A 22,898-nucleotide genomic window follows, 5' to 3' on the forward strand; every position below is an offset into this window, starting at 1 on the left:
TTCCAAATTCCAATTGTTAGTCATTACATTGGAATTTGGAATTTCTTTTCTTTAGAATTTCTTTCTAAAAAAGTCCTTTGCTTTTCGCTTCTTTTAAAAGCTCTTCATCAGAACCTGATCTTATTTTTAGCAATTCTTTCAAATTGACTTTACGTTTTTCAATTGCGGCTAACGAAATTGGAATGTATTGCGACATATCCTCTGTTCTTGTGCCTTTTGATAAATGAAACAAAATCTGTTTATCAAACTGATCGATCTCAATAGAATTATGCGGCGACTGATTTACCATTTTCACCACCGACTGACTGTAATATTTTCCATTTTTCATCACTTTATCAAAAGCAAGCAACAATTCATCAAAAGTCAGATCATTTTTTATAATTAGTCCATTTGGGTTAATTGTCCTTATAATTGTTTTTATTTTCAAGAGTTCTGTGTACATCGTAAGCAGAATCACTTTACAGTCTGGCATTTTCTTCAAAATCAGCTTTGCAAGATCTTCTCCAGAAAATATTTCCTTTTCCTCATAAGCCGGCATACTGATATCTAAAAACGCGACATCAAATTTTGGCGTTGATTCGTCTTCTAATAAATCATAAGCCGACCTGCAGTCGTATGCCTGGGCAATATGAAACTCATATTGCTTTGGATTATAACGCGTTATAGCATTTTTATATCCCTCAATAATAAAGGGATGATCGTCGACAATTAAAATGTTTCGCGTGATTAATTGCGAAAGTGGAGCTGTTAAATCAAATGTCATTATTATGCAGGTTAATTTTTTGATCGATTGGGACTTTAATTGTGAGAAGTGTTCCTTCTCCTTTGGCAGATTTTATAGTAACTGTTCCCTTACATTCCGCGGCTCTGTATTGAATATTGTGCAATCCAATACCGTTTTTAGTTCTCTTTACATTAAAACCAATTCCATCATCAGCAATAGACAAAACTAAATAATTTATTTCACTTTTAAGCTCAACTGTAATTGTATCAGCATCTGCATATTTATTGCAATTTTGAAGCGCCTCCTGTATCATTCTGTACAAATTAATTTTGACGGCATTGCTTACAAGATCCCATTTTATGTGAGAATCAAATGTCGTAATTAATTTTGAATTATACGTGTTTCTCTGATTTTCAAACAGTTTCATCAGAATCGCGACAAAATTATTAATTAATTCTGATTTTTCTCTATTTAAATCATGCGAAATTTCGCGAATATCTTCTTCAATATGTTTCAGCTCCGTTAAATACTTCTTTCGCTTTGCTGCTGCCTGCGCTTCATCGATTTTATCAAGACTGTCTAAACTTATTCTGACGCCAAACATTCGGCCTAAAACACCGTCATGCAATTCCTGCGCAACTTTTTTCTTTTCTTTAATTCGGGTTAATTCAATTTCATTTTGCTGCGAAATCATCAAGTTATAAATATCCTCGTTTGCAATTTGCTGCTGCTGTTTAAAAAGCAGTTCTCGGTTTTTTGCTTGCTGTGTTTTATAAACATAAAAAAACAATCCTACTAAAGTACAAATACTGAATACGTAGACTAATGTTCTGTTTTTTTCCTGAAGATTTGAATTCTGATCTTTTATTTCATTGGTTTCATACTCAATTCGAGAGAATTTTTCTCCCATCTTTCGCTCTGATTTAAGCATTTTTTCATTTAATCTAAAATACTCTTTAGAATAAACCGATGCATTTTTTGGATCAACAACAGCAATTTGCTTCAGTGCTTCTAAAGTATTTTTTCCGATATTCAAATTTCTAGCTAATACCAAAGCCTGTTTTGAAAACTGAATAGCTCTAAAAGTATCCTTTTCAAAAGCATAAAATTCTGACAAGTGAATTCGGCTAGATACTACAGCAGACTTTAATCCCAAACTGTCCCTAATATTCAAAGACCTTTCAAACTGATCTGGCAGTCCCTTAAAATCCCTTAATTTAAATTTGGAATACGCCAGATTATCCAGCAACATAGCGTATAAAACATTTTTCTCCTGAAATAAATTTTTCTGATTTAATCCTTTTTGAAAATACTGTCTTGCCTGCTCGTAGTCATTTAAATTAAGATAAACAAAACCAATATTATTTAATGACGTCGCTTCTAATTGCAGTTCAGAGGGAATTGTTTTGTCTTTCAAAACGGCTATCGCCTTTTTATGAAATTCCAATGACTTGTCATATTCTTCCCTGTCATTGTACAATATTCCTAAAAGATTGTAGCAATCGTAAAGCAAATCACTTACGTTTTTTTGTTTTTTTAAAAGGCTCAAGGCTTTAAAAACTGCGATTTCGCTTTCAAAAAAATCTCCTTCATTGTACTGAAGACTTGCTTTGCTTAAAAATGTCTGCGCGAGATTGTATTGATCATTAATCCTCAGATAAATTTTCTGAGCTTTAAAAAAATTCAAGAACGCACTGTCAGGAATGCTTTGTGTGCCGTAAAAATCTCCTAAATAGGTATATGCTTTTCCAATACTTACAGAATCTTTTGCATTAATGGAACGTTCTAAAACTAATTTTGATATTTCCCGATACGATTTTAGATCCTTCATGTTATAATAGCGATTAGCAACCTTAAACAAGTTGGCTCTGTTTAGAGAATCGTTATTTTTAGCAATAATGATAGAAAAGGCTTTCTTTGCGTATTTCTGTTTCAATTCATAAGACAAATTAATATCATTGGCTAAAGACAAATAACTTGTCAAGCTGTCTTCTGTTGAAACAATTCCTTTATCTAGGTTTGTTTTCTTGTTGCATCCTAATAAGATGAGAAATAAAAACAATACTATTTGTGAAGTTTTTTTCAATGTCTGTTTTTGAATTTTACCAAAAATAATAAAACTACAGACACAAAAAAAGGCTGTCGAAAAATGACAGCCTTTTTTTGTATAATGTAACTTGTTTATTAGTCAAGTTTTATAGTGTTTCCTAGAGATTGTCTGTCTTGACGAAATCCTTCAGTTTGATTGTTTTTTAAATCAACAGTTGTAGAATGAAAGTCAACTTTTCTATCACGTCCAGTAGACTGTCCAACAATTGTATCTGGCTCAGCAAAAGAAGTCGTTGGAGCTGCAAAAGAAGTTGCAACCATTACTAAAGAAAATAATCCGAATGTTAAAGCTGTTTTTTTCATGACCTGAGGTATTTGAGGGTTTTTGATTTTTTTGTTTTTGGGACCGATCGCACTTTGCGTTTCGGTTTGGTAAAATTATACCCATCAACGAAAAAAATTTACATGAAAAATGGAGTTTATGGTAGATCATGCCCAAATGATAGTCACTAGGCGTCAAATTCGTGTAATTATCTAGTTTTTAGATCTCTATGTAATTACCCGCAGAAAAATTAGCGATGATTAAATCGACATTTGTTTTGTAAGTCTTGGAAAAAGGGATCTTTTTCGGGGAATTTTTTATGTAACAAACTGAGTTTCCGTTATGAATTCTCGAAATGTAGTTTTGATTGATGATGTAACTGTTGTGAATTCGGATAAACGGATGTACTAAAATACTTTCAAAATGCTTTAAAGTCTTGAAAGCAGTAACCATTTCGCCAGAATTTAAATAAATATCTGTCGAATTGTTATCGGCCTGAAAATAGCAGATATCAGCCGCATTCATGTAGCGATAATCGCCATATGACTTAATACAAAGAATAAGCGGTTTTTCTGGAATTTGCGAAATTTGCACTTCCTGAATAACGATTGGCGCTTCTTCTTTAGTTATAATTTGATTCTCCTCTTCTAAAGGCATTATTTTGATCTCTGAGGCACTTTCTTCTAAAATATTAGCTTGTGTCTCAATCACAGCAGATTTTTGCTCTTTTGGCTCTAAAAGTACTTTTTCGAGCTTTAAAAGTGTTTTTACGACATCGACATGCGTCAAAGGCTTTAAGATATAATCAAAAACGCCGTATTGAATGGCATCAAAAGCTAGTTCTTTTTTAGCCGTTGTAATAATGATTTTTGGTATCACAGATAAAAACCGATACAATTCGCCAATGAAAGCGAGTGATAAATTACTCGCGCTGTCTTCAGCTTCAATTTCTAGAAAAATAAAGTACGGTCTGTGCTCTAAAACCAAATTTAATCCCTGCTGATAATTCGTAGCCGAAGCTATAAAAGTTAATTCTGAAAAACCTTCTGCAACGATTCTGGTTTTCAAAACACTTTCAGCGTCATTGTCAATTATAATGTAGGAATATTTTTTCAATTTGGTTTTAAATAATTTCTAAACGAATCTTAGCTTTTTTTCGTTTGATTCATTTTCTAATTTTAGCAGATGATGCGCAATTAAATTTACATAATTTATTTATGCAAATAATTCATTGTTAACACATTACACTAAAATGTTAATACATAAAGATGAAATGCAAAAAAGTTCGATGAAATGCATTTTTCAAAATTAAAAAAATCCCAAACTCCTAAAAGGAATTTGGGATTTATATAATGTTAATTGGGAAAAATTACATTTTCATCAACCAGTTTTTCATTGATACTTCATTTTCAATAATCGCTCTCAATTCAGAAATTTTAACGCGATCTTGTTTCATTGTATCTCTATGACGAATCGTTACTGTTTCATCTTCTAGAGTTTGGTGATCAACAGTGATACAGAATGGTGTTCCAAGAGCATCTTGTCTTCTGTAACGGCGTCCAACTGCATCTTTTTCATCGTAAGCCACATTGAAATCCCATTTCAAATCTTCAATGATTTTTTTAGAAACTTCTGGCAATCCATCTCTTTTTATCAATGGAAGAACCGCTGCCTTTGTTGGCGCTAAAACTGCAGGCAATTTAAGCACTGTTCTTGTTGAACCATCTTCTAAAGTTTCTTCTTGCAACGATGTTGCAAAAACCGCTAAAAACATACGATCAAGACCTACAGACGTTTCTACTACGTATGGCACGTAATTTTCATTCAATTCAGGATCAAAATATTGCAGTTTTCTTCCTGAATATTGTTCGTGTGCTTTTAAGTCAAAATCAGTACGAGAGTGAATTCCTTCTAATTCTTTGAAACCAAATGGGAAGTTGAATTCAATATCTGCTGCTGCATTTGCGTAATGCGCTAATTTTTCGTGATCATGAAAACGATAGTTTTCTTTTCCTAATCCTAAAGATAAGTGCCAGTTTAAACGTGTTGTTTTCCAGTGTTCGTACCATTGCATTTCTTCTCCCGGACGCACGAAAAACTGCATTTCCATTTGTTCGAATTCACGCATACGGAAAATAAATTGTCTTGCAACAATTTCATTTCTAAATGCTTTTCCAGTCTGAGCAATTCCAAAAGGAACTTTCATTCGGCCTGATTTCTGAACATTTAAAAAGTTCACAAAAATACCTTGCGCTGTTTCTGGACGTAAATAAAGATCCATTGCAGATTCTGCAGAAGCTCCTAATTTAGTTCCAAACATCAAGTTGAACTGCTTTACATCAGTCCAGTTTCTAGAACCCGTTTCAGGATCAGCAATTTCAAGCTCTTCGATCAAAGCTTTTACATCTTCAAGATCTCCATTGCCTAAAGAACGTCCTAAACGCTCTCTGATTTCTCTTTCTTTAGCCAAATATTCAATTACACGAGCATTTGTAGTTACAAATTCTTCTTCATTGAATGCATCGCCAAAACGAGCTTTTGCTTTTTCGATTTCTTTTTTAGCTTTCAGATTAATCTTTTCAGCAAAATCTTCCACTAAAACGTCAGCTCTATATCTTTTTTTAGAATCTTTATTATCAATCAAAGGATCATTAAACGCATCAACGTGGCCTGAAGCTTTCCAGGTTGTTGGATGCATCAATATTGCAGCATCTAAACCAACAATATTTTCATTCATTTGAACCATTGATTTCCACCAATATTCTCTAATATTCTTTTTTAATTCGACACCATTTTGTGCGTAATCATACACTGCACTCAATCCATCGTACACTTCGCTTGACGGAAAAATAAATCCGTACTCTTTTGCGTGCGAAACCACATTCTTAAATAAATCTTCTTGTTTTGCCATAGTGATGCAAAAATATAAAAAGTACTTTTAAAAAAAAGAAAAATAATAAAGATTGAAGTTTGAATTTCGTTAGTTTTGTAACTAAATTCTTTCTATTTGTGTTTAATTCTATAATAAATCTCTTTTTCCCGAAAGTTTGCTCCGGATGTCGCTCTGTTTTAATGACTAACGAAACGGTTTTATGCACCAATTGCCGACATGAATTACCTCTGACGCAATATCATCTCGATTCTGAAAATGAAGCTGTAAAAAAGTTTTATGGAAAAGTTGAAATTGAGCATGCATCGGCTTTATTGTATTTTATTAAAAAAGGAATTGTTCAGGAACTGATTCACAATTTAAAATACAAAGGACATGAGGAAATTGGAACTGTTCTTGGAAATTGGTATGCCGAAGATTTGAAAGAATTAAAATTAGAAACCCCTTTTGAAGTTGTAATTCCTGTTCCGCTTCATCCTAAAAAATTTAAAGAACGCGGTTATAATCAAGTTACTGCTTTTGCAAAAGCAATTTCAAAAAATCTAAATCTTACTTTTGATGATGCGGTTTTGTACCGAAAAAAATATTCGAAAACACAGTCAAAAAAGAATCTTCTTGGCCGATCTGAAAACATTGAAAGCCTTTTTGATGTCAAATTCTCTGAAGAAAATCATAACAAACACTTTTTAATCGTTGATGATGTTTTGACAACTGGGTCAACACTTGAAGCCTGCGCAAAAGCACTGCTGAAAATTCCGGGAGCAAAAATCAGTATTGTTTGTATGGCCATGGCAAACTCTTAAAAAAGGAAATTCCAAACTCCAACTGATTACTTTTTGGAATTTGGAATTTTAGTTTTGAATTTAATTCACAATAAGTTTTTTCACTGTTCTTCTTTCGCCATCAATAACCGTTACCAGATAAACTCCAGACACCGCATTTGGAAGCTGAATATTTTGATCAAAATTTGAAGTACTTTCAAACGTTTTTGAATAAACTGTTTTGCCCAAAATATCGTGAACAAAAACTTTTACGCCTGTTGCCGATTCACTTTGAAACTTAATTGTAAAGTTCCCTTTATTCGGATTTGGATAAAGACTAAAATCGATATTGTCAAAATTTGGTGTTCCCAAAGTATAAGTTTGACTGCAAATATTAATTGAAGCCGAATTTAATGTCCCAAAGTTTCCAACCACAGCATCTCTAACTCTAAAAATCCAATTTCCCTGCGCTTTCTCACCATTAAATGCACTCAACACATCAACCGGCAAAACAATTTGTTCTGTCGTTGCATTACAATCTAAAGCAGCACCTGAATCATTAAACTGCATGGCTAAAGTAGATTTTGTCGATCCACAATTTTTATTGAATAATCGAACAACCGTTCCGGCAGGACTCACTATTTGAAGTTCTATATCAGAAAATTTATCATGTGTTATATTCACAGAAACATCTACATCTGTAACTGTTGCTTCAGATACTGGAACAGTTATAGTTCTTGTAACAAAAGTGGTTGTATTAGGAATCGAAAACGAGCTTCCAAAACTATAACTATCGCAGGAAGAGTTCGAAGTATAACCAACTGCAAATGGTTTGCTGTTTATGGCATAAAAAATATTTCCTGTTGGTTCAATTAAAATTCTGCAGTTTTTAGACGAAGGAACACTTGTAGGAAGTACAATAGTTTCAGAACCGTCGTTTGCTGTATTTGAAGCCAGAATTATAGGAAATGTTACACCTCCATCAGTAGATAATTTAATATTTACTGTTGAAGCACCCGAAAGTGTATTTGTATTGTTTACACTCCAAGTAACTGTTTCACTCAAGCCTTGCCACCAACTAACATTATCATTTGTATGCGACGTTACTGCAAAAGGCCCCGCTGTTGAAACAACATTAACAACCATATCATCAGTAAATGTCTGCGCGGCACCTTGCGCGGCATTGTCTCGTCCTGTCAATGTAAAATGAAGCGTACGTGCAATTGATGAAACCGATTCCCAAGTGGTTGTTAGTCTGTTTTGAAGCACATAATTAAAACTTGGCATATAACGAACTGTACTCGCATTTGGAACTACAGAACGAAATAACGGTCCATCTGGTTTTGTTGCATAAGCTATACTTGTACTTCCAGAAGTCGTTGTTGCATTATCATTTTCTTCCCAATTATATGTAACCGAATCTCCTTCGGGATCTGAACCAGTTCCTGTCAAAACAAAAGCGGTACTTATCGGAATTGTATAATCGTTTCCAGCACTAACCACCGGTGGATTATTTGTAATCGCTGTATTTACCGGACAACTTTTATTGGCCAATACATTTTGAATCTGTCTGATACTTACGTAAGCAAAATAATCATCAGAAACATTTTGAATATCATAATCGCCCGTCACTCCGGCATAGGCCATAATTGTAGAACCGCTTCCTGGCTCAACATTAACGCTTGTTCTTTCTTCTGAATCATAAGAAAAAGTATGATTTGCACCTAATTGATGCCCAAATTCATGCGCCACAAAATCAATATCAAAAGTATCGCCTTGAGGTTTACCATCTGATGGGGATGTGAAAGCACTTCCTTTTCCTAAAGGGACTCCGGTTGTTGGATTTGTACAAACGCAACCAATACATCCGGCATTACCTCCTCCGCCAGAAGCGCCAAATAAATGTCCAATATCATAATTGGCATTCCCAATTACATTTGTCAAAGTCGTTTGAACTTCTTGATTCCACGCGCCATCTGCACCTGCAGACGCATTTGAATAGGGATCTGAAGTGGCATCCGTATAAATTACAGCATCATTATTATCAATCAAAACTAATTTTACTGCCAGATCTCTATTGAAAACGCCATTTACACGAGTCATTGTATTATTCATTCCGGCAAGTGCCAATGCTTTTGTACCTCCAAAAAAAGCCGTGTATTCCCCTGTACATGATATAGCCAAACGCATTGTTTTAAAAATTTTAGCGCTTGATGCTGTATTTGCCGTTTTTCCGGTAATACTTTTATTCAAAATCGCATCATCTGTTTTACAGATAAGTCTTTTAGAAGCCGAACTATTTTTGGCAAATAAGATATATTCGGTTTTATCATCTGGATTTTCCTCAATAAATTCAGTCGATTTATCAGAACGGAATACCATTGTCTGAAGTCCGAGCGGTGAAACGCTGAAATGTATTTTGGCAGATTTATCGTCTAAACCACTTCCTTCATAAGCTCTTATTTCGGGATATTTAGCTTGAAGTTCAGACTCAAAATTAGAAGATTCCCAAACAATAAAACGTTCTAAAGTTCCTACAGCATTTGGAATTGTAATTTCGGCTGTATTATTCTTTGATCCTTTTCCTGTGGCCGATGCCAGCTTTATTTTTAGAAGCTCTGAATTTAATTTATAATATAATTTCTCAGAATCTGAGGCGTTTATCCTTTTACTCAAGACAGTATTTGCACTGCTTTTTTGCCACAAATCAGTGTTTTGGGCGTTTAAAACAGTACAGAAAACGATAAAAAATAAAGAGAGTAAATATTTTTTCATATTGGAGGCGTTGATACATCAAAATTAAGTGAATTAAATCAAATTCTTACATATAAACGACATTTAACGCTTTTTAGTCGACGAGTTGGCGTATTTTCACAAAAAGAAACAATCTTCTTTCAAAAAAATCAATTCGCCTTGGTATCAAATTCAAAATAGATAGTATAAATTTGCAGCATCTTAAATTATTTGTTTTGAATCTTTTTCATTCTATAAACGATTTCCATTCGACCAAGAAAACAATACTAACACTTGGCACCTTTGACGGCGTGCATATTGGTCATAAAAAAATTCTGGAAAAAATTACTCAGAATACAGAAAATGGCAAATACGAAAGTTTAGTACTTACTTTTTTTCCGCATCCAAGAATGGTTTTACAAGAGAAATCGGAAATAAAACTTTTAAATACGATTGCTGAAAAAACAAAACTTCTAGAAGCAACAGGAATTGAAAATCTTGTAATTCATCCTTTTAACGAAAGTTTCTCAAGATTAACCGCAGAAGAATTCGTTCATTCTATTTTAGTCGATCAATTTCAGATTCAAAAAATAATTATTGGACACGATCACCGTTTTGGAAGAAACAGAACAGCCAATATTGATGATTTAATTGCTTTTGGAGCCGAATATGGTTTTGAAGTAGAGCAAATTTCGGCTCAGGAAATTCAAGATGTTTCTGTGAGTTCAACCAAAATCAGAAAAGCACTTCAAGAAGGAAATATGGCTTTGGCCAATGAATACTTGGGTTATGCTTACTTTTTGACAGGAGAAGTTGTAAAAGGAAAACAATTAGGAAGAACAATTGGTTTTCCAACAGCGAACATCCAAATTGAAGAAGATTATAAATTAATTCCGAAAACAGGTGTCTATGCCGTAAAAGCAATTGTAGATCAAAAAGAAGTTTTTGGAATGATGAATATTGGTTTCAACCCCACTGTCAGCGGTGAAAAACAAACCATTGAAGTCAATCTTTTTGATTTTAATGAAGACATTTACGGAAAACAAATTGAGGTTTCTTTGCTGCAATATCTGCGCGAAGAACAAAAATTTGGTTCCGTTGATTTGTTAAAAGAACAATTAAATCAAGATAAAGTAAATTCTTTGGCATTTGTAAATCAACTTTAGAGAACCTCAGATAAATACTTTTCGGCCTTTTTAAATCATCGTAGTTATTTTTTTAGTAAATTTGATATAGGACACTGTTCTTCAAATATTTACTATTAACTTCTTTAAAAATAACCACTATGAAATTACCTAAAGAAATAACCAACGGGTTTCTGATATTCCTTGGAATAGGCATTTATTTTTTATTGATGAGTGTATTAGGACTGGCAGATTTATTCTATTTACGAACGCTGAATGTGTTTTTTATCTTTTATGGCGTGAACAGAACAATGCAAATGAACCTGCGTGAAGGAGAAACCAATTTTGTGTCGAATGCAGTTTCTGCCATGGCAACTTCGGTAGTTGGCGTGTCAATGAGTGTTTTCGGATTACTGGTTTATAGCTATGCAAGAGGTGGAGATGCTTATGTAAAAACCTTATCAGAGACATTTATGTTTGGAGGAAATCCTTCTGTACCAACCTATTGCATCTGTTTACTTTTTGAAGGAATTGCCTCTTCAGTCATCGTAACTTTAATGATGATGCTGTATTGGAACAATAAATATGCTGCCGATTAATATTTCAAAATAAATCGTAACATTTAACACTCTAAAATCATAGAATTATACATTTTTATGATTTTAGAGTGTTTCTTTTTTGAAAATAACTGTCAAATGTTCATTTACCGACTACATGATTGGTTGATTAGAACAATTTAACTACTTTTGAAGCTTCAAAAAACATTGTATCAATGAGCATTACAAAACACAATTGGACCAAAGACGAAATCATCGCCATATATAACAAGCCAATAATGGATCTTCTTTATGAAGCGGCAACCATTCACAGGCAAAATCACGATCCTAACGTAGTTCAGGTATCGACTTTATTATCAATAAAAACCGGAGGCTGTCCAGAAGACTGTGGTTATTGCCCTCAGGCGGCAAGATACAACACTGGTGTCGAAGGAAATGATTTAATGAGCGTAAGTCAGGTAAAAGCGCAGGCTTTGCGTGCAAAATCAAGCGGATCATCTCGTGTATGCATGGGAGCTGCATGGAGAAACGTAAAAGACGGTGAAGAATTTGATCAGGTTTTAGAAATGGTTCGTACCATTAATAAACTTGACATGGAAGTTTGCTGTACTTTGGGAATGATTACTGAAAATCAAGCACAGCGTTTAGCAGAAGCAGGTTTATATGCTTACAACCACAATTTAGATACTTCTGAAGATTATTATAAAGATGTTATTTCGACACGTGCTTTTGAAGATCGTTTAGAAACTATAGAAAACGTTCGTAAAACAAATGTAACCGTTTGCAGCGGCGGTATTATTGGAATGGGAGAAAGCATTGAAGACAGAGCTGGAATGCTTGTTGCGCTTTCAACTTTAAATCCACAACCGGAATCAGTGCCAATCAATGCATTAGTTGCTGTTGAAGGAACTCCGATGGAGGATGAAAAACCGGTTGAAATCTGGGAAATGATTCGTATGGTTGCTACAACCAGAATTGTAATGCCAGATACTCAAGTTCGTTTGTCTGCCGGAAGAACAAATATGAGTCGTGAAGGACAGGCAATGTGCTTTTTTGCTGGAGCAAATTCAATTTTTGCTGGAGACAAATTGCTTACAACTCCAAACCCTGATGTTCACGAAGACATGAAAATGTTTGAGCTTTTAGGATTGAATCCACAAAAACCTTTTACAAAAGTTTCACAGCCAAAAACGGTTGAAGCAGCAGATTCTCAATTTGCTCCGCTAGGCGAAAAACCAAAATGGACAAGACCAGGACACACAATTGAACGAAATGTTGAGCATTCGATTAAATCAAAAATTTAATTTATAGCATTTAACTATCTGACTAAATACTTTAAAATTGCTTATGACCTCTGTGTTATAAGCAATTTTTTATTATGCGCCTTTTGATCTTTTGATGCGAAAATTCAAAGCTCAAAATGGATTGATTATAAGAATGAAAAGGCAATGATAACTATTTATGAAAATCTCAGAAAAAGTGTTTAAACAAGATTTAACAAATTTAAAAAGAGCCGTTATAGTTTTTAATTCTTTAACAGCTCTTTTATTTAAAACTAATCAAAATATAATCTTTTTAGTTGTTGTATTTCCATTTTCTAAAGTCACTTTTACCAATAAAACCTGACTTTCAGAGCGGAAATTCAACAATTGCAATTCGGTTGCGTTAATATTTTTTTTCTCATAAAGGAGCCTTCCTGAAAGATCAAAAACTGCTACCTCCTGAATTGATTCTCTGTTCGATATTACTTTCATATCTTTTAATTTTACCGAAACCCAGACATTATTCTCCACATTCGAAACATCATCAATCCCCAAAGATTTATTGGTATATCGAAGTACAAATCGGTCAGAAAAAGTTCCAGCTTCCGTATTAAACGTATAATTTCCTGCACGGAGATCATGTATTTTATTTGTGATTTTATCTTCTAAATAAATAGGCATCAAAGTCAATGAGCCATCTACATGATAAATTGAAATAGTAAACTCGCCGGCAATTGTTGTACGATATCCTAACGGAACAGCATCTGTATTTTTAAATGGGATTGCTCGTCCTTGAATTACAAGTTTGTGGTCATTATTTATGCTGTAAAAATCCAGATATTTATTTCCGTCAAAACTATTACCATCGTATTTCCTGTCGTATTCATCTGTTGCGCCTTCAATGTAACCAACCAGCAATTGTTTAAAAGCACCTTCAGTATTAGTCATATTCAGCCAAATCCTATTTTTTTCAATAGCCGAACTTTTAAATGTTTGATCTGTTTTAAAAAATTGGGTATTTGCGGCTCCACCTCTTCGCATGGAATTATTAAAAACAATAGTTCCGGATGTTGCTATTCCTGCAAAAAATGATTGTCCTGCTGCAATATTGCCGCTTGGAGGATTATTATTATTTCCCAAAGCATCATCACCAGATCCTGCAGCTGTACCAACACCTCCCGTTAAATTATAAGTTGCATAATCATCCGATCCATATTGATAAGCACCTCCTAATACCACTGGCGTATTATGCGTCCAAAAATAAAGAGTACCCTCTAAAATTGGGGAATTTATATTTATAAAGTCGTCTGCATTTAAAGCTGATGGATATGGATTTCCTATTAAGAAGAACTTTTCTGCAACTACATTTTCACCTGTAATAGTACCATTATTAGGAACCCCGATAAACAAAGCTGTGAAATTACTTCTAATAGTGTTCGAGAAAGTTTCAGGACCGCGAATAATATATCCTTTTCCAGGAACCATGATCTTAGAAGGTGCTTCTGACACCCAATTATCGCCATTATTGCTGTACAATTTGTCCGTTTTGGTTAATGGCGAAACATCTATAATTGCTTGTGGACTTACTGGCGTTGACCAATAAACATAATCAGCCCGGCGTATTGGAAAAGTACTTCGTTTATAAATAATTTTGCCTGTGTTTAAATTATTGTCTGAACTCGTCTGCAATAAACTTGCACCATCTTCAAAAATTAAAGAACCCTGATCAACATGAACTCCTTTAACTACATTTAAAGTTTTTCCGTGCTGAATAGTCACTATTGCATCATTATTTATCGTAAGGGAACAGGCATTTATATTTTTATCCAAATCGTAATCTTCTTGAAAATCTAGTATATCATCAAGAGAAGGATCTGCAGTTCCATAAGACCAAGAACTTCCGTTCCAAATATTATGCTGGATGGTGATTTCTGCTGAATAAGTTATAGAACAGTTATTTTCTATCGCAAATTTATATTTCCCAAGTGGCAAACCAGAAATTGTTAACGAAGTTCCTGAATAAGCTCGTGGTGTAATTACTGATCCATCAGACTGCAAAATGTTTCCTGAACCAGATAATCCATTCAAAGTAATACTTCCAGTAGGTGTTGTACAGTTTGGCTGTGTAAAACTTAAAATATTAGGCGCAGACGGAACAGGATCTACATCAATTCTGGTTTCAATTGCAAATTCTTCAGGACAAGTTCCATTTTTTACAACAGCTCTGTAACTTGTACTTTCAGTCAATATTCCTGGCTGATAAGTAATTCCGGTATAACTGATTGGCTGCCAAACATACGGCGTTGTAGTGGCATATTCCCATCTGACGATTGTGCCAACATAATTATTAAATGTCAATAAAGGACTTGGATTTCCCTGACAAATATGAAGGCCGCCATTCACAACTCCACGTTCCGTTTTTATGACAGCTGTTGTATTGGTCGCGCTTGTAACTGCAGGACATCCATTAGAAGAATATTGAACAGAAACTGTTTTATTGCCAGTGCTCAGCCACTGCAAAGTCACGGTACTGCTGGATGATGAGAGGTCGCCCAAAATAATATTATAATCGTTTCCAGCTGTTCCAGGGACTGACCAAATGTAATTTGTCTGACCGGATTGAGTTGTATAAGTAACATCTGTATTAATACAAATTGAAGCTCCCGGCTGAACTGTAAAAGTGGGAGTCGGAATTTGATTAACCGTAACAGTTGTCGCTACAGAACTTATTGAAGAACAAGCCCCGTTTTGCACAACGGCTCTAAACTGTGTTGTTTGCGTTAATGCACCCGAAGTATAGGTTGATGCCGTATTTACAATTGGAGTCCAAACTGAAAAAGGGCTAACTGAAGACTCCCAATTTAAAACAGTGCCTGTATTTCCTGCTAAAGTCAATACGCCACTTGTAGAACCGCTGCAAATCGTTGTTCCTCCACCAACCGTTCCCCCAACTGATGGCGAAGAAATAACGATACTTGCTGTATTATTAGAAGAAATATCAGCAAAACAAGCCCCCGATGTCAATTTAGTAATTGTAATATTTCTGCTGCCAGCTGTGCTAAATCCAGACAACTCAAAACTTCCTGAACCGGCTGCTGACACAGTCATTTCAACTGTTAATCCATTATTTACAGGATTAGTTAAATTATAAGTAACTGTGTAAACTCCAACTGGTAAAGAAGTTTGAGATCCTGTAAGTGTTATCGTAGTATTTCCTAATGTACTGCAGACAGGAGAAGCTGAAACACCAGTAATACCATACGAAGGACATATATAATTCAACTTTATCTGACCAGCAGCTCCAGCACCACCTGCCTGCAATGCGCCAAATAAAGAATTCATTGCACCACTTCCGCCACCTCCTGGAGGTGATCCTGGCTTTCCGGGAGCATTTCCTAGAGCTATACTTGTAATACCTGCACCTCCAGCTCCACCACCTGTATCTCCACCTTTACCACCAGCACCAGAACCTTGCAGTAATCCAATAAGTCCTGTGCTTCCATCGCCACCATTAACTCCAGAAGTTTTTGTAATGGAACCAAATGAATCAGCGGCTAATCCGCCTTTACCTCCTGCTGGGATTCCTCCAGAGTTATTTGGGGTACCTGCTTTTCCTCCGGCAGCTAAAAAAACACCTTCAAATCCTAAGATAGTAGAGTTTCCACCCGAAGCCCCGCTGGCCGGAATTCCAGCAACTCGTATATTTAATGTTACTCCAGGTACGACCGTAATTTTTCCTTTTGCGTACGCACCGCCGCCGCCGCCGCCGCCGCTCCTTCCATCCACAGTAGCACCGCTAGCTTCTCCTCCCCAGCCTCCAGCACCCCAGCCTTCAATATCCATAGAAGTGACTCCGGCTGGAACAAATAAAGTGTTATCTGATGTATAAGTATGTGGTGGCTGTGCCCATAAAGAACTGTAAAAGAATATTAAAAGAACACACAATTGCACCTTTTGACCGCCAGCAGATTTTTTTAGCGATTTTAAATAATCTGAAAATGAAATCGAAATTTGAAAAAATAATGATTTGAGTAAAGTTTTTTTCATACGGTGGCATTTTAAAAATTAATAAAAAATTCCAGCGGATAGTAGAATCATTTTTAATTTTAAATACCTGAAAGCGATACAGAACTTAAAAAAAATGTTCTATAACTTTTACCAAATTAAGATAGACGTGCAAAATAATATTTGCTTACAAAGAGTGGTATTTAAAAAATAATGATCAGCATTTTGGCAAATAAAAAACTAGATTAGTTTTCTTTAGAAGTCATTAAATCTGCATTATGACGGGCTTTTATGTTGTTTGTCGAATCAAAACAACAACAAGGTACGATTTTATTTACAATGCGTAAAAAACTTTAACTTTAAAATCTAGACTTTAACATTACAGGTCAGTTGTTTATTCAAATTATTTTAAACGAAGAAAAGAATGTTAAAACCCTATTCTTCGTCTTTTCAATTAACTTTAAGACAAAAAAAATCCACTCCCGAAAAGGAATGGATTTTGAAAAATGTAAATGTTTATTTGCTTAGAAAATAATTTTCGACGTCGTTAAATTTCCGTTTTCAAGCGCGACTTTTATAAGCAACACCTGATTAGATGATTGAAGATTTACAATCTGCAGTTCTTTTTCTCCAATATTTAATTTCTCATATATAAGTTTTCCAGAAACATCAAAAATGTAAACTTTGGCAAGTGTTTCAATCGTAGAAGTTATTTTTACTACTTTATCTTTTACTGAAATTAAAACGTTGCTTTCTGCATTTTCTATATCGCCGGCTCCCAAAGTTTTGTTTGTATAACGCAATACAAAACGGTCTGTAAATGTTCCTTCTGCAGTCTTAAATGTATAATTGCTTTCTTTCAAATTATGGATAGTTCCCGTTAGTTTATCTTCTAAATATATCGGCTGCATATTCATGTTTTCATCTGTTTTACTTATTGCAATTGTAAAATCTCCATTAATAGTACTTTTATATCCCAATGGCACAAAATCAATATCAGTAAAAGGCAATGCTCGACCTTGAATCGTCAATTTATTGTCATTAACAACACTATAAAAGTCAATATATTTATTACTATCCATGCTTAAACCATCGTATTTTTTCTCGTATTCATTGCTCGCACCTCCAATATAACCAACCAACAATTGCTTGAAAGCGCCGCCAGAGTTAGTCATATTCAGCCAGATTCGATGTTTTTCAATACCTTTTGTTTTTGACTCTTTACTTGGTTTAAAAAATTGGCCATTGTCTGCTCCTCCATTTCTCATAGTATTATCATAAACAATATTCCCCGAGGTTGCAATTTTAGCAAAGAAAGCTTGTCCTGCACCTATTTGTCCGCTTGGTTCGCTTGCATTGTTTCCAACAGCATCATCACCAGAGCCTGCCGCTGTACCAACACCTCCAGTTAAGTTATAAGTTGCATAATCATCTGATCCATATTGGTAAGCTCCTCCTAAAACTACTGGTGTATTATGTGTCCAAAAATAAAGTGTTCCTTCTAAAACCGGTGAATTTGTATTTATAAAATCGTCTGCATCTAAAGCAGATGGATATGGATTTCCTATTAAAAAATACTTGTCAGCAACTACAGCTTCACCCGTAATATTACCATTATTAGGAACTCCAATAAATGAAGCTGTAAAATTACTTCGCACAGTATTCGAAAAAGTTTCAGGACCACGCATGATATACCCTTTTCCAACAATCATGATAGTAGAAGGCGATTCTTGTACCCAATTATAACCGATATTACTATACATTTTATCTGCTTTCGTTAATGGGGAAACACCTTTAAGCTTTTGAGGACTGACTGGCGTCGACCAATACACGTAATCGGCTTGGCGAATAGGAAAAGTATTTCGTTTGTAAGTTATATTACCTGTATTAACAACATTATTTATTTGAATAAGACTGGCCGCATTTTCAAATATTAAAGCTGCTCCATTTCCTGAGTCGACGATAACTTGATTTTCGATTGTTAAAGTGTGCCCTGTATTAATAGTGACCTTTTTTCCTGCATCTACCTTACAAGCGCAACCCTCCAAATCACCTGTTGAACTAAAATCAGCTGCAAATTCAAGTATATCAGTATTCACTGGACTTCCATTAGACCAACTTCCATTATATACATTTGTTATTGGTGCCTTAATTTCGATATTAACTGTAGCCAAAGATGGACAATTTACACCGTCGTGAATAGTAAAAGTATAATTTCCCGGAATTAAATCTGGCACTGTAAAATTTGGATCGGATGTATTATAAGTTTTTGAAACGGAACCCGACTGGGTAATTATCCAACTTATTCCCGTAAGAAGACCGTTTAATTCTATACTCCCTTTAGGATTAATACAAGTAGGCTGAACAATTGTTCCAATACCCGGAGTGACTGGCAAAGGATTAACCGTTATTGTTCCAGTAGCACTTACTGAACCACAACCACCAATTAAAGGAATTGTATAGTTGAATGTTCCAGTATTTGTAGGCGTGCCGCTAATTGTAATTGTATTAGTTGACCATGTTGCTGTAATTCCGGGTGGTAAACCTGTTGGTACGCCAATGCCAGTTGCATTAGTTGTTGTGTGCGTAATATCAGGCATTAAAGTATGATTACAAATTGTTGGAGATGAAGATGCTGGTCCAGCAGTATTTAAATTTACTATTATAGTTCCAGTTGCATTATATGTTCCGCAGCCACCGGTTAAAGGAATTATATAGTTAAATGTTCCCGAATTTGTTGGCGTTCCGCTAATTGTAATTGTATTTGATGCCCATGCCGCCGTAACACCCGATGGCAAACCTGAAGGAGTTCCGATACCAGTTGCTCCAGTTGTTGTATGTGTTATATCTGTCATCAAGGTATTTACACATAAAGTAGGCGATGACGAAGCTGCAGTTACTGTATTCTCAGGTCGAACAGCAATAGGATATACATCTGAAACCGTATAAGCAGTTGCACAAGCTGGTGAAGCTGTAACGGTCAAAGTCAGCGTAACTTGTTTTCCGGCATCGCCCGCTGCTGCCGTGTAAGTTGGTGTTAGTGTTGTATTATTCGAAAGTGTACCTAAACCATCATGTGTCCATAAGACAGTCCCATTTGCTGCAGAAGCTTCTCCTGCTCCAACAGTAGCTGAACCATTGGAACAAATAATTTTAGATCCAGTAATGGAAACAATTGGAGCTGCATTTATATTTACGGTATAAGTAGCTGTTGCAATTTGAGGTGCACAGGAATTGATACTTGTGACTGTCATTGTTAAAATAACTGTTCTAGCAGCGCCACCAAGAGTAGGTGTATAAGTTGGATCAATTATAGCATCGTTATCTAATGATCCAGATCCTCCACTAAAGGTCCATTTAATAGTCCCATTAGATGCTGATGCACCAGTTACCTTAGCTGAACCATTGGAACAAATTGTTGTGGAGCCACCTGCTATTGCTGTTGGTAAATCTTCAATCGTTACTGCTATAGGCGCTGATATTGGACTATTACATCCCCCAGACTTGATAAATTGTACTGTAAAGTTTCCCGCAGAAGAAACATTAATAGAACGACCGGTTTGACCTGTAGACCAAAGATACGAATATGTCGCATCAGGAACTGCGCTTGATGTTAAGGTAACTCTATCTGTTTGGCACATCGGAATACTTCCTGCTGTAATTGATATTGTTGGCGCATTCGGCGGAGTGCCTGTAATTCCGCTAACGACAGCAGAAACTGTACCATTTCCCGATGAGCAACCATTCCTAGCATAAACTCTAAAATAATAAGTTTGACCAGAAAGCAAACCTGTAAAAACATAATTAGTTGTTGTTAAACCATTAACTGTTTGTGTCGCTCCAGTTGCAGGAAAAGTATTAGCAGTAGACATTTGAACTGTATAATCAAGCGTACCGACAGGAGCGCTCCACGATACGGTAATTTGATTACATAAAGAAGTAGGTGTTGCTATTACAGGAGCCAAAGGAGCGGTACTCGAAGTCATTGGTGACCGAGTTACTGAATAATTAGCACTTACGCCACAACCATTCTTTGCTTTTAATCTGTAGTAATATTGTGTCCCTCCATTTAATCCTGTAACGACATACCCATTACCACCTACATCTAAGGATTGATATCCTGGCAAAAAACTAGCAAAAGTTGATGATGTTGAAACATCCAACAGATAACTCGTTGCTTGTGATGCGGAATTCCATCTTGCATTAAAGGAATTACAGTTTATATTATTTGCTGTCATAGATGTCACATTCCCTGGAACAGCATTTGATGTTGTAATATTTTGAACTGCTGAATAATTAACACTCATCCCACAGCCATTTTTAGCTTTTAACCTATAATAGTATTGAGTATTAGCATTTAGACCCGTAACATCATATGATGTTACATTACCAACATCCAAAGAATTGTAAGCGCCAACAAAAGTTCCCGCATTAAAACCAGAAGTAGTCGATACATCTAACAAGTAACTCGTTGCTCCATTCAGTGCAACCCAACGTGCGATAAACTCAGTACAAATTGCAGCAGTTGCTGCTGATGAAGTTACTGTACCTGGAACAACAGCAGTTGCATAAGTTATGGTGTTAGAATTTGCACTAACACAGTTTCCATTATATGCTCTAACACGATAATAATAAGGACTATTTGTTAAACCAGTAATATTGTAGGTTAATACATTGCCTACATTCAAAGCATTATAACCAGCAACAAAGCTTGAAAAATTACTAACTGTGGAAACATCAAGTTCATAATAAACTGCTCCGGTAACTGCCTCCCAATTTGCCGTAATTTGATTACAAGTTGCATTGGTACCAGCATTAGCAACCGGTGCAGTACCAGACGAATTTACTATAACTGTTGTTGTATTACCAATGTTAAGGGTTGATGAACAATTTTCAGAAGCAATGGAACTCGATCCCGATGATAAAGCAATTATTTTAATGGAACTGGTTCCAACCGTCGTAAAACCGCTTGCAATAAAACTTCCAGTTCCTGCAGTTGTAACATTCATTGACACTGGAGTTTGTGCCACTCCTTGAATTTGATATGAAACAGAGTAAAGACCAACTGGCAGGTTTCCTGTCAACGTTACTTCAGAAGCATCTCCAGAACAGACATTAACTGCGGATGCTGTTGTACTAGTTAAACTGTAAGTTGGACAATTATAGGAGATTGTCACTTTCCCATCACCGCCATCACCACCGCGTCTTGCAGCTGCTAAAAAAGAAGATCGTCCACCACTTCCTCCACCTCCAGGTGCGGTTCCAGCATTTCCTACACTAGAAGTAAAAGCAGTTGCAATTCCAGCTCCTCCAAGACCGCCACCATTGGCTCCGTTTCCACCAGCTCCTGAACTGATAATTGAACCTGTATCATCTGTAAATCCAAATTCTCCATTTCCTCCGGCAGTTCCAGAAAATCTTGTTGTTCCTGTAGAATTTGCAGCTAGACCAGCGGCTCCACCTAAAACTAAACTTCCGTTATTTACTAAACCTCCTTTTCCGCCTTCAGCAAGAATTGAATATCCTGTTATTCCAGATGATCCGCCTGCGCCACCATTATTACTAGTAACACCTTTACCACCAATACCAACATTAACGGTTAATGTTTGACCTGATGTAATTGTGAGCGGGGCACTGGCAAAAGCACCACCTCCCCCTCCAGAACCGGCATAAGCACCGTTAAATCCCGGGTTTGTAGAACTTCCTCCGGCACCACCGGCACCCCATGCCTGCACGGTAATATTAGTTACTCCCGCCGGACTAACAAATGTTTGTGTACCTCCTAATGTAAATGTTGCTGTAGTTTGTGCCAAAAGAAAAACAGGAAGGCAAACTAATACTGAAATAAGTAGTGTTTTTTTCATACTGTAGCTTTTTAAATAACAAAAATTAAATTCAGCGTTAACTGAAAAATTATTCTGCAATTCTAAATACCACATCTAGCAGGAATACTAGTAAAAAGGCCTGGACTGTAATAAAAAAAGCAATCGTAATAAAGTAATTCTATTCCCTAAATATGGTATTTAAATGTCAACTTCAGTATTTTAAATTTTAGGAAGAAGGGGCAGTGAAAAACAATTTTGATTTTGGTTTGTTTTCAATTCAAAAAGACAAAAATTAAGTATCGAATTGTTAGTAAATTTGTTTGAAAACATCCTTAAACAATTTACAAATTTTTAACAACTATTTAAAAAACAGGTACTTATAATTTAAAATTCTTTTCAATTCACAAAATTTTAAGTAATTTCATTCAAATTATTTTTTTTTATGCAATTGGTCTTTTAAATTTTACAAATCATCTGAACTTCTAAAATTTCTATTTTTTAATTTTGTTAATCAATTTCAGAAATTACAAATGAACTTCAGAAATTGGGCTAAAAAAACGTCTGACAAATCATAATTCTGTGAAAAAAAAGCAAAAAAAATCCGTTTGCAAAGACACAAACGGATCATTTTTTTTAAATAAAAACG

The 22,898-nt window shown here is 35.4% G+C and carries 12 protein-coding genes; 4 read left to right on the forward strand and 8 right to left on the reverse strand.

Annotation, left to right across the window (positions count from 1 at the left end):
- Positions 1-64 precede the first annotated feature (64 nt).
- From GKZ88_RS16170 to GKZ88_RS16190, 5 genes are all read right to left on the reverse strand, one after another.
- Positions 65-763 carry a response regulator gene (locus GKZ88_RS16170; protein ID WP_155103389.1) on the reverse strand — a complete coding sequence of 233 codons (699 nt, stop codon included), beginning with the start codon at positions 761-763 and terminating at the stop codon, positions 65-67.
- A complete protein-coding gene (locus tag GKZ88_RS16175) occupies positions 753-2,810 on the reverse strand; it encodes a tetratricopeptide repeat-containing sensor histidine kinase (RefSeq protein WP_155103390.1) in 2,058 nt (685 codons plus the stop codon). The genes GKZ88_RS16170 and GKZ88_RS16175 overlap by 11 nt, the downstream gene beginning before the upstream one ends.
- Positions 2,811-2,908: 98 nt before the next feature.
- Positions 2,909-3,136 carry a hypothetical protein gene (locus GKZ88_RS16180; RefSeq protein WP_155103391.1) on the reverse strand — a complete coding sequence of 76 codons (228 nt, stop codon included), beginning with the start codon at positions 3,134-3,136 and terminating at the stop codon, positions 2,909-2,911.
- Positions 3,137-3,314: 178 nt separating this feature from the next.
- Entirely contained in the window at positions 3,315-4,211 is an 897-nt protein-coding gene (locus GKZ88_RS16185; protein ID WP_155103392.1) for a LytTR family DNA-binding domain-containing protein, read from the reverse strand.
- Positions 4,212-4,464: 253 nt separating this feature from the next.
- A complete protein-coding gene (locus GKZ88_RS16190) occupies positions 4,465-6,006 on the reverse strand; it encodes a glycine--tRNA ligase (RefSeq protein ID WP_155103393.1) in 1,542 nt (513 codons plus the stop codon).
- Between the two features lie 161 nt (positions 6,007-6,167).
- Here GKZ88_RS16190 and GKZ88_RS16195 point away from each other — a divergent pair, with 161 nt between their 5' ends.
- Complete coding sequence (locus tag GKZ88_RS16195; RefSeq protein ID WP_155103394.1) at positions 6,168-6,788, forward strand: phosphoribosyltransferase family protein; 621 nt, start codon at positions 6,168-6,170, stop codon at positions 6,786-6,788.
- A 60-nt stretch (positions 6,789-6,848) separates the two neighbouring features.
- Here the strand turns inward: GKZ88_RS16195 and GKZ88_RS16200 are convergent, their stop codons facing one another.
- A complete protein-coding gene (locus GKZ88_RS16200) occupies positions 6,849-9,521 on the reverse strand; it encodes a reprolysin-like metallopeptidase (protein ID WP_155103395.1) in 2,673 nt (890 codons plus the stop codon).
- A 194-nt stretch (positions 9,522-9,715) separates the two neighbouring features.
- Here GKZ88_RS16200 and GKZ88_RS16205 point away from each other — a divergent pair, with 194 nt between their 5' ends.
- From GKZ88_RS16205 to bioB, 3 genes are all read left to right on the forward strand, one after another.
- A complete protein-coding gene (locus tag GKZ88_RS16205; protein WP_155103396.1) occupies positions 9,716-10,645 on the forward strand; it encodes a bifunctional riboflavin kinase/FAD synthetase in 930 nt (309 codons plus the stop codon).
- Between the two features lie 119 nt (positions 10,646-10,764).
- On the forward strand, positions 10,765-11,202 hold the full coding sequence (locus GKZ88_RS16210) for a hypothetical protein (protein ID WP_155103397.1): 438 nt from the start codon (positions 10,765-10,767) through the stop codon (positions 11,200-11,202).
- Between the two features lie 173 nt (positions 11,203-11,375).
- A complete protein-coding gene (gene bioB / locus GKZ88_RS16215; RefSeq protein WP_155103398.1) occupies positions 11,376-12,464 on the forward strand; it encodes a biotin synthase BioB in 1,089 nt (362 codons plus the stop codon).
- A 255-nt stretch (positions 12,465-12,719) separates the two neighbouring features.
- On the opposite strand, the gene GKZ88_RS16220 is transcribed toward bioB, so the two are convergent.
- Both GKZ88_RS16220 and GKZ88_RS16225 read right to left on the reverse strand, forming a co-directional pair.
- Positions 12,720-16,469 carry a T9SS sorting signal type C domain-containing protein gene (locus GKZ88_RS16220; RefSeq protein ID WP_155103399.1) on the reverse strand — a complete coding sequence of 1,250 codons (3,750 nt, stop codon included), beginning with the start codon at positions 16,467-16,469 and terminating at the stop codon, positions 12,720-12,722.
- A gap of 482 nt (positions 16,470-16,951) precedes the next feature.
- Positions 16,952-22,291: a fibronectin type III domain-containing protein gene (locus tag GKZ88_RS16225; protein WP_196216487.1), complete on the reverse strand. Its 5,340-nt coding sequence runs from the start codon at positions 22,289-22,291 to the stop codon at positions 16,952-16,954.
- Positions 22,292-22,898 lie beyond the last annotated feature (607 nt).

Source organism: Flavobacterium sp. LC2016-01, from assembly GCF_009711135.1.
GTDB lineage: Bacteria > Bacteroidota > Bacteroidia > Flavobacteriales > Flavobacteriaceae > Flavobacterium.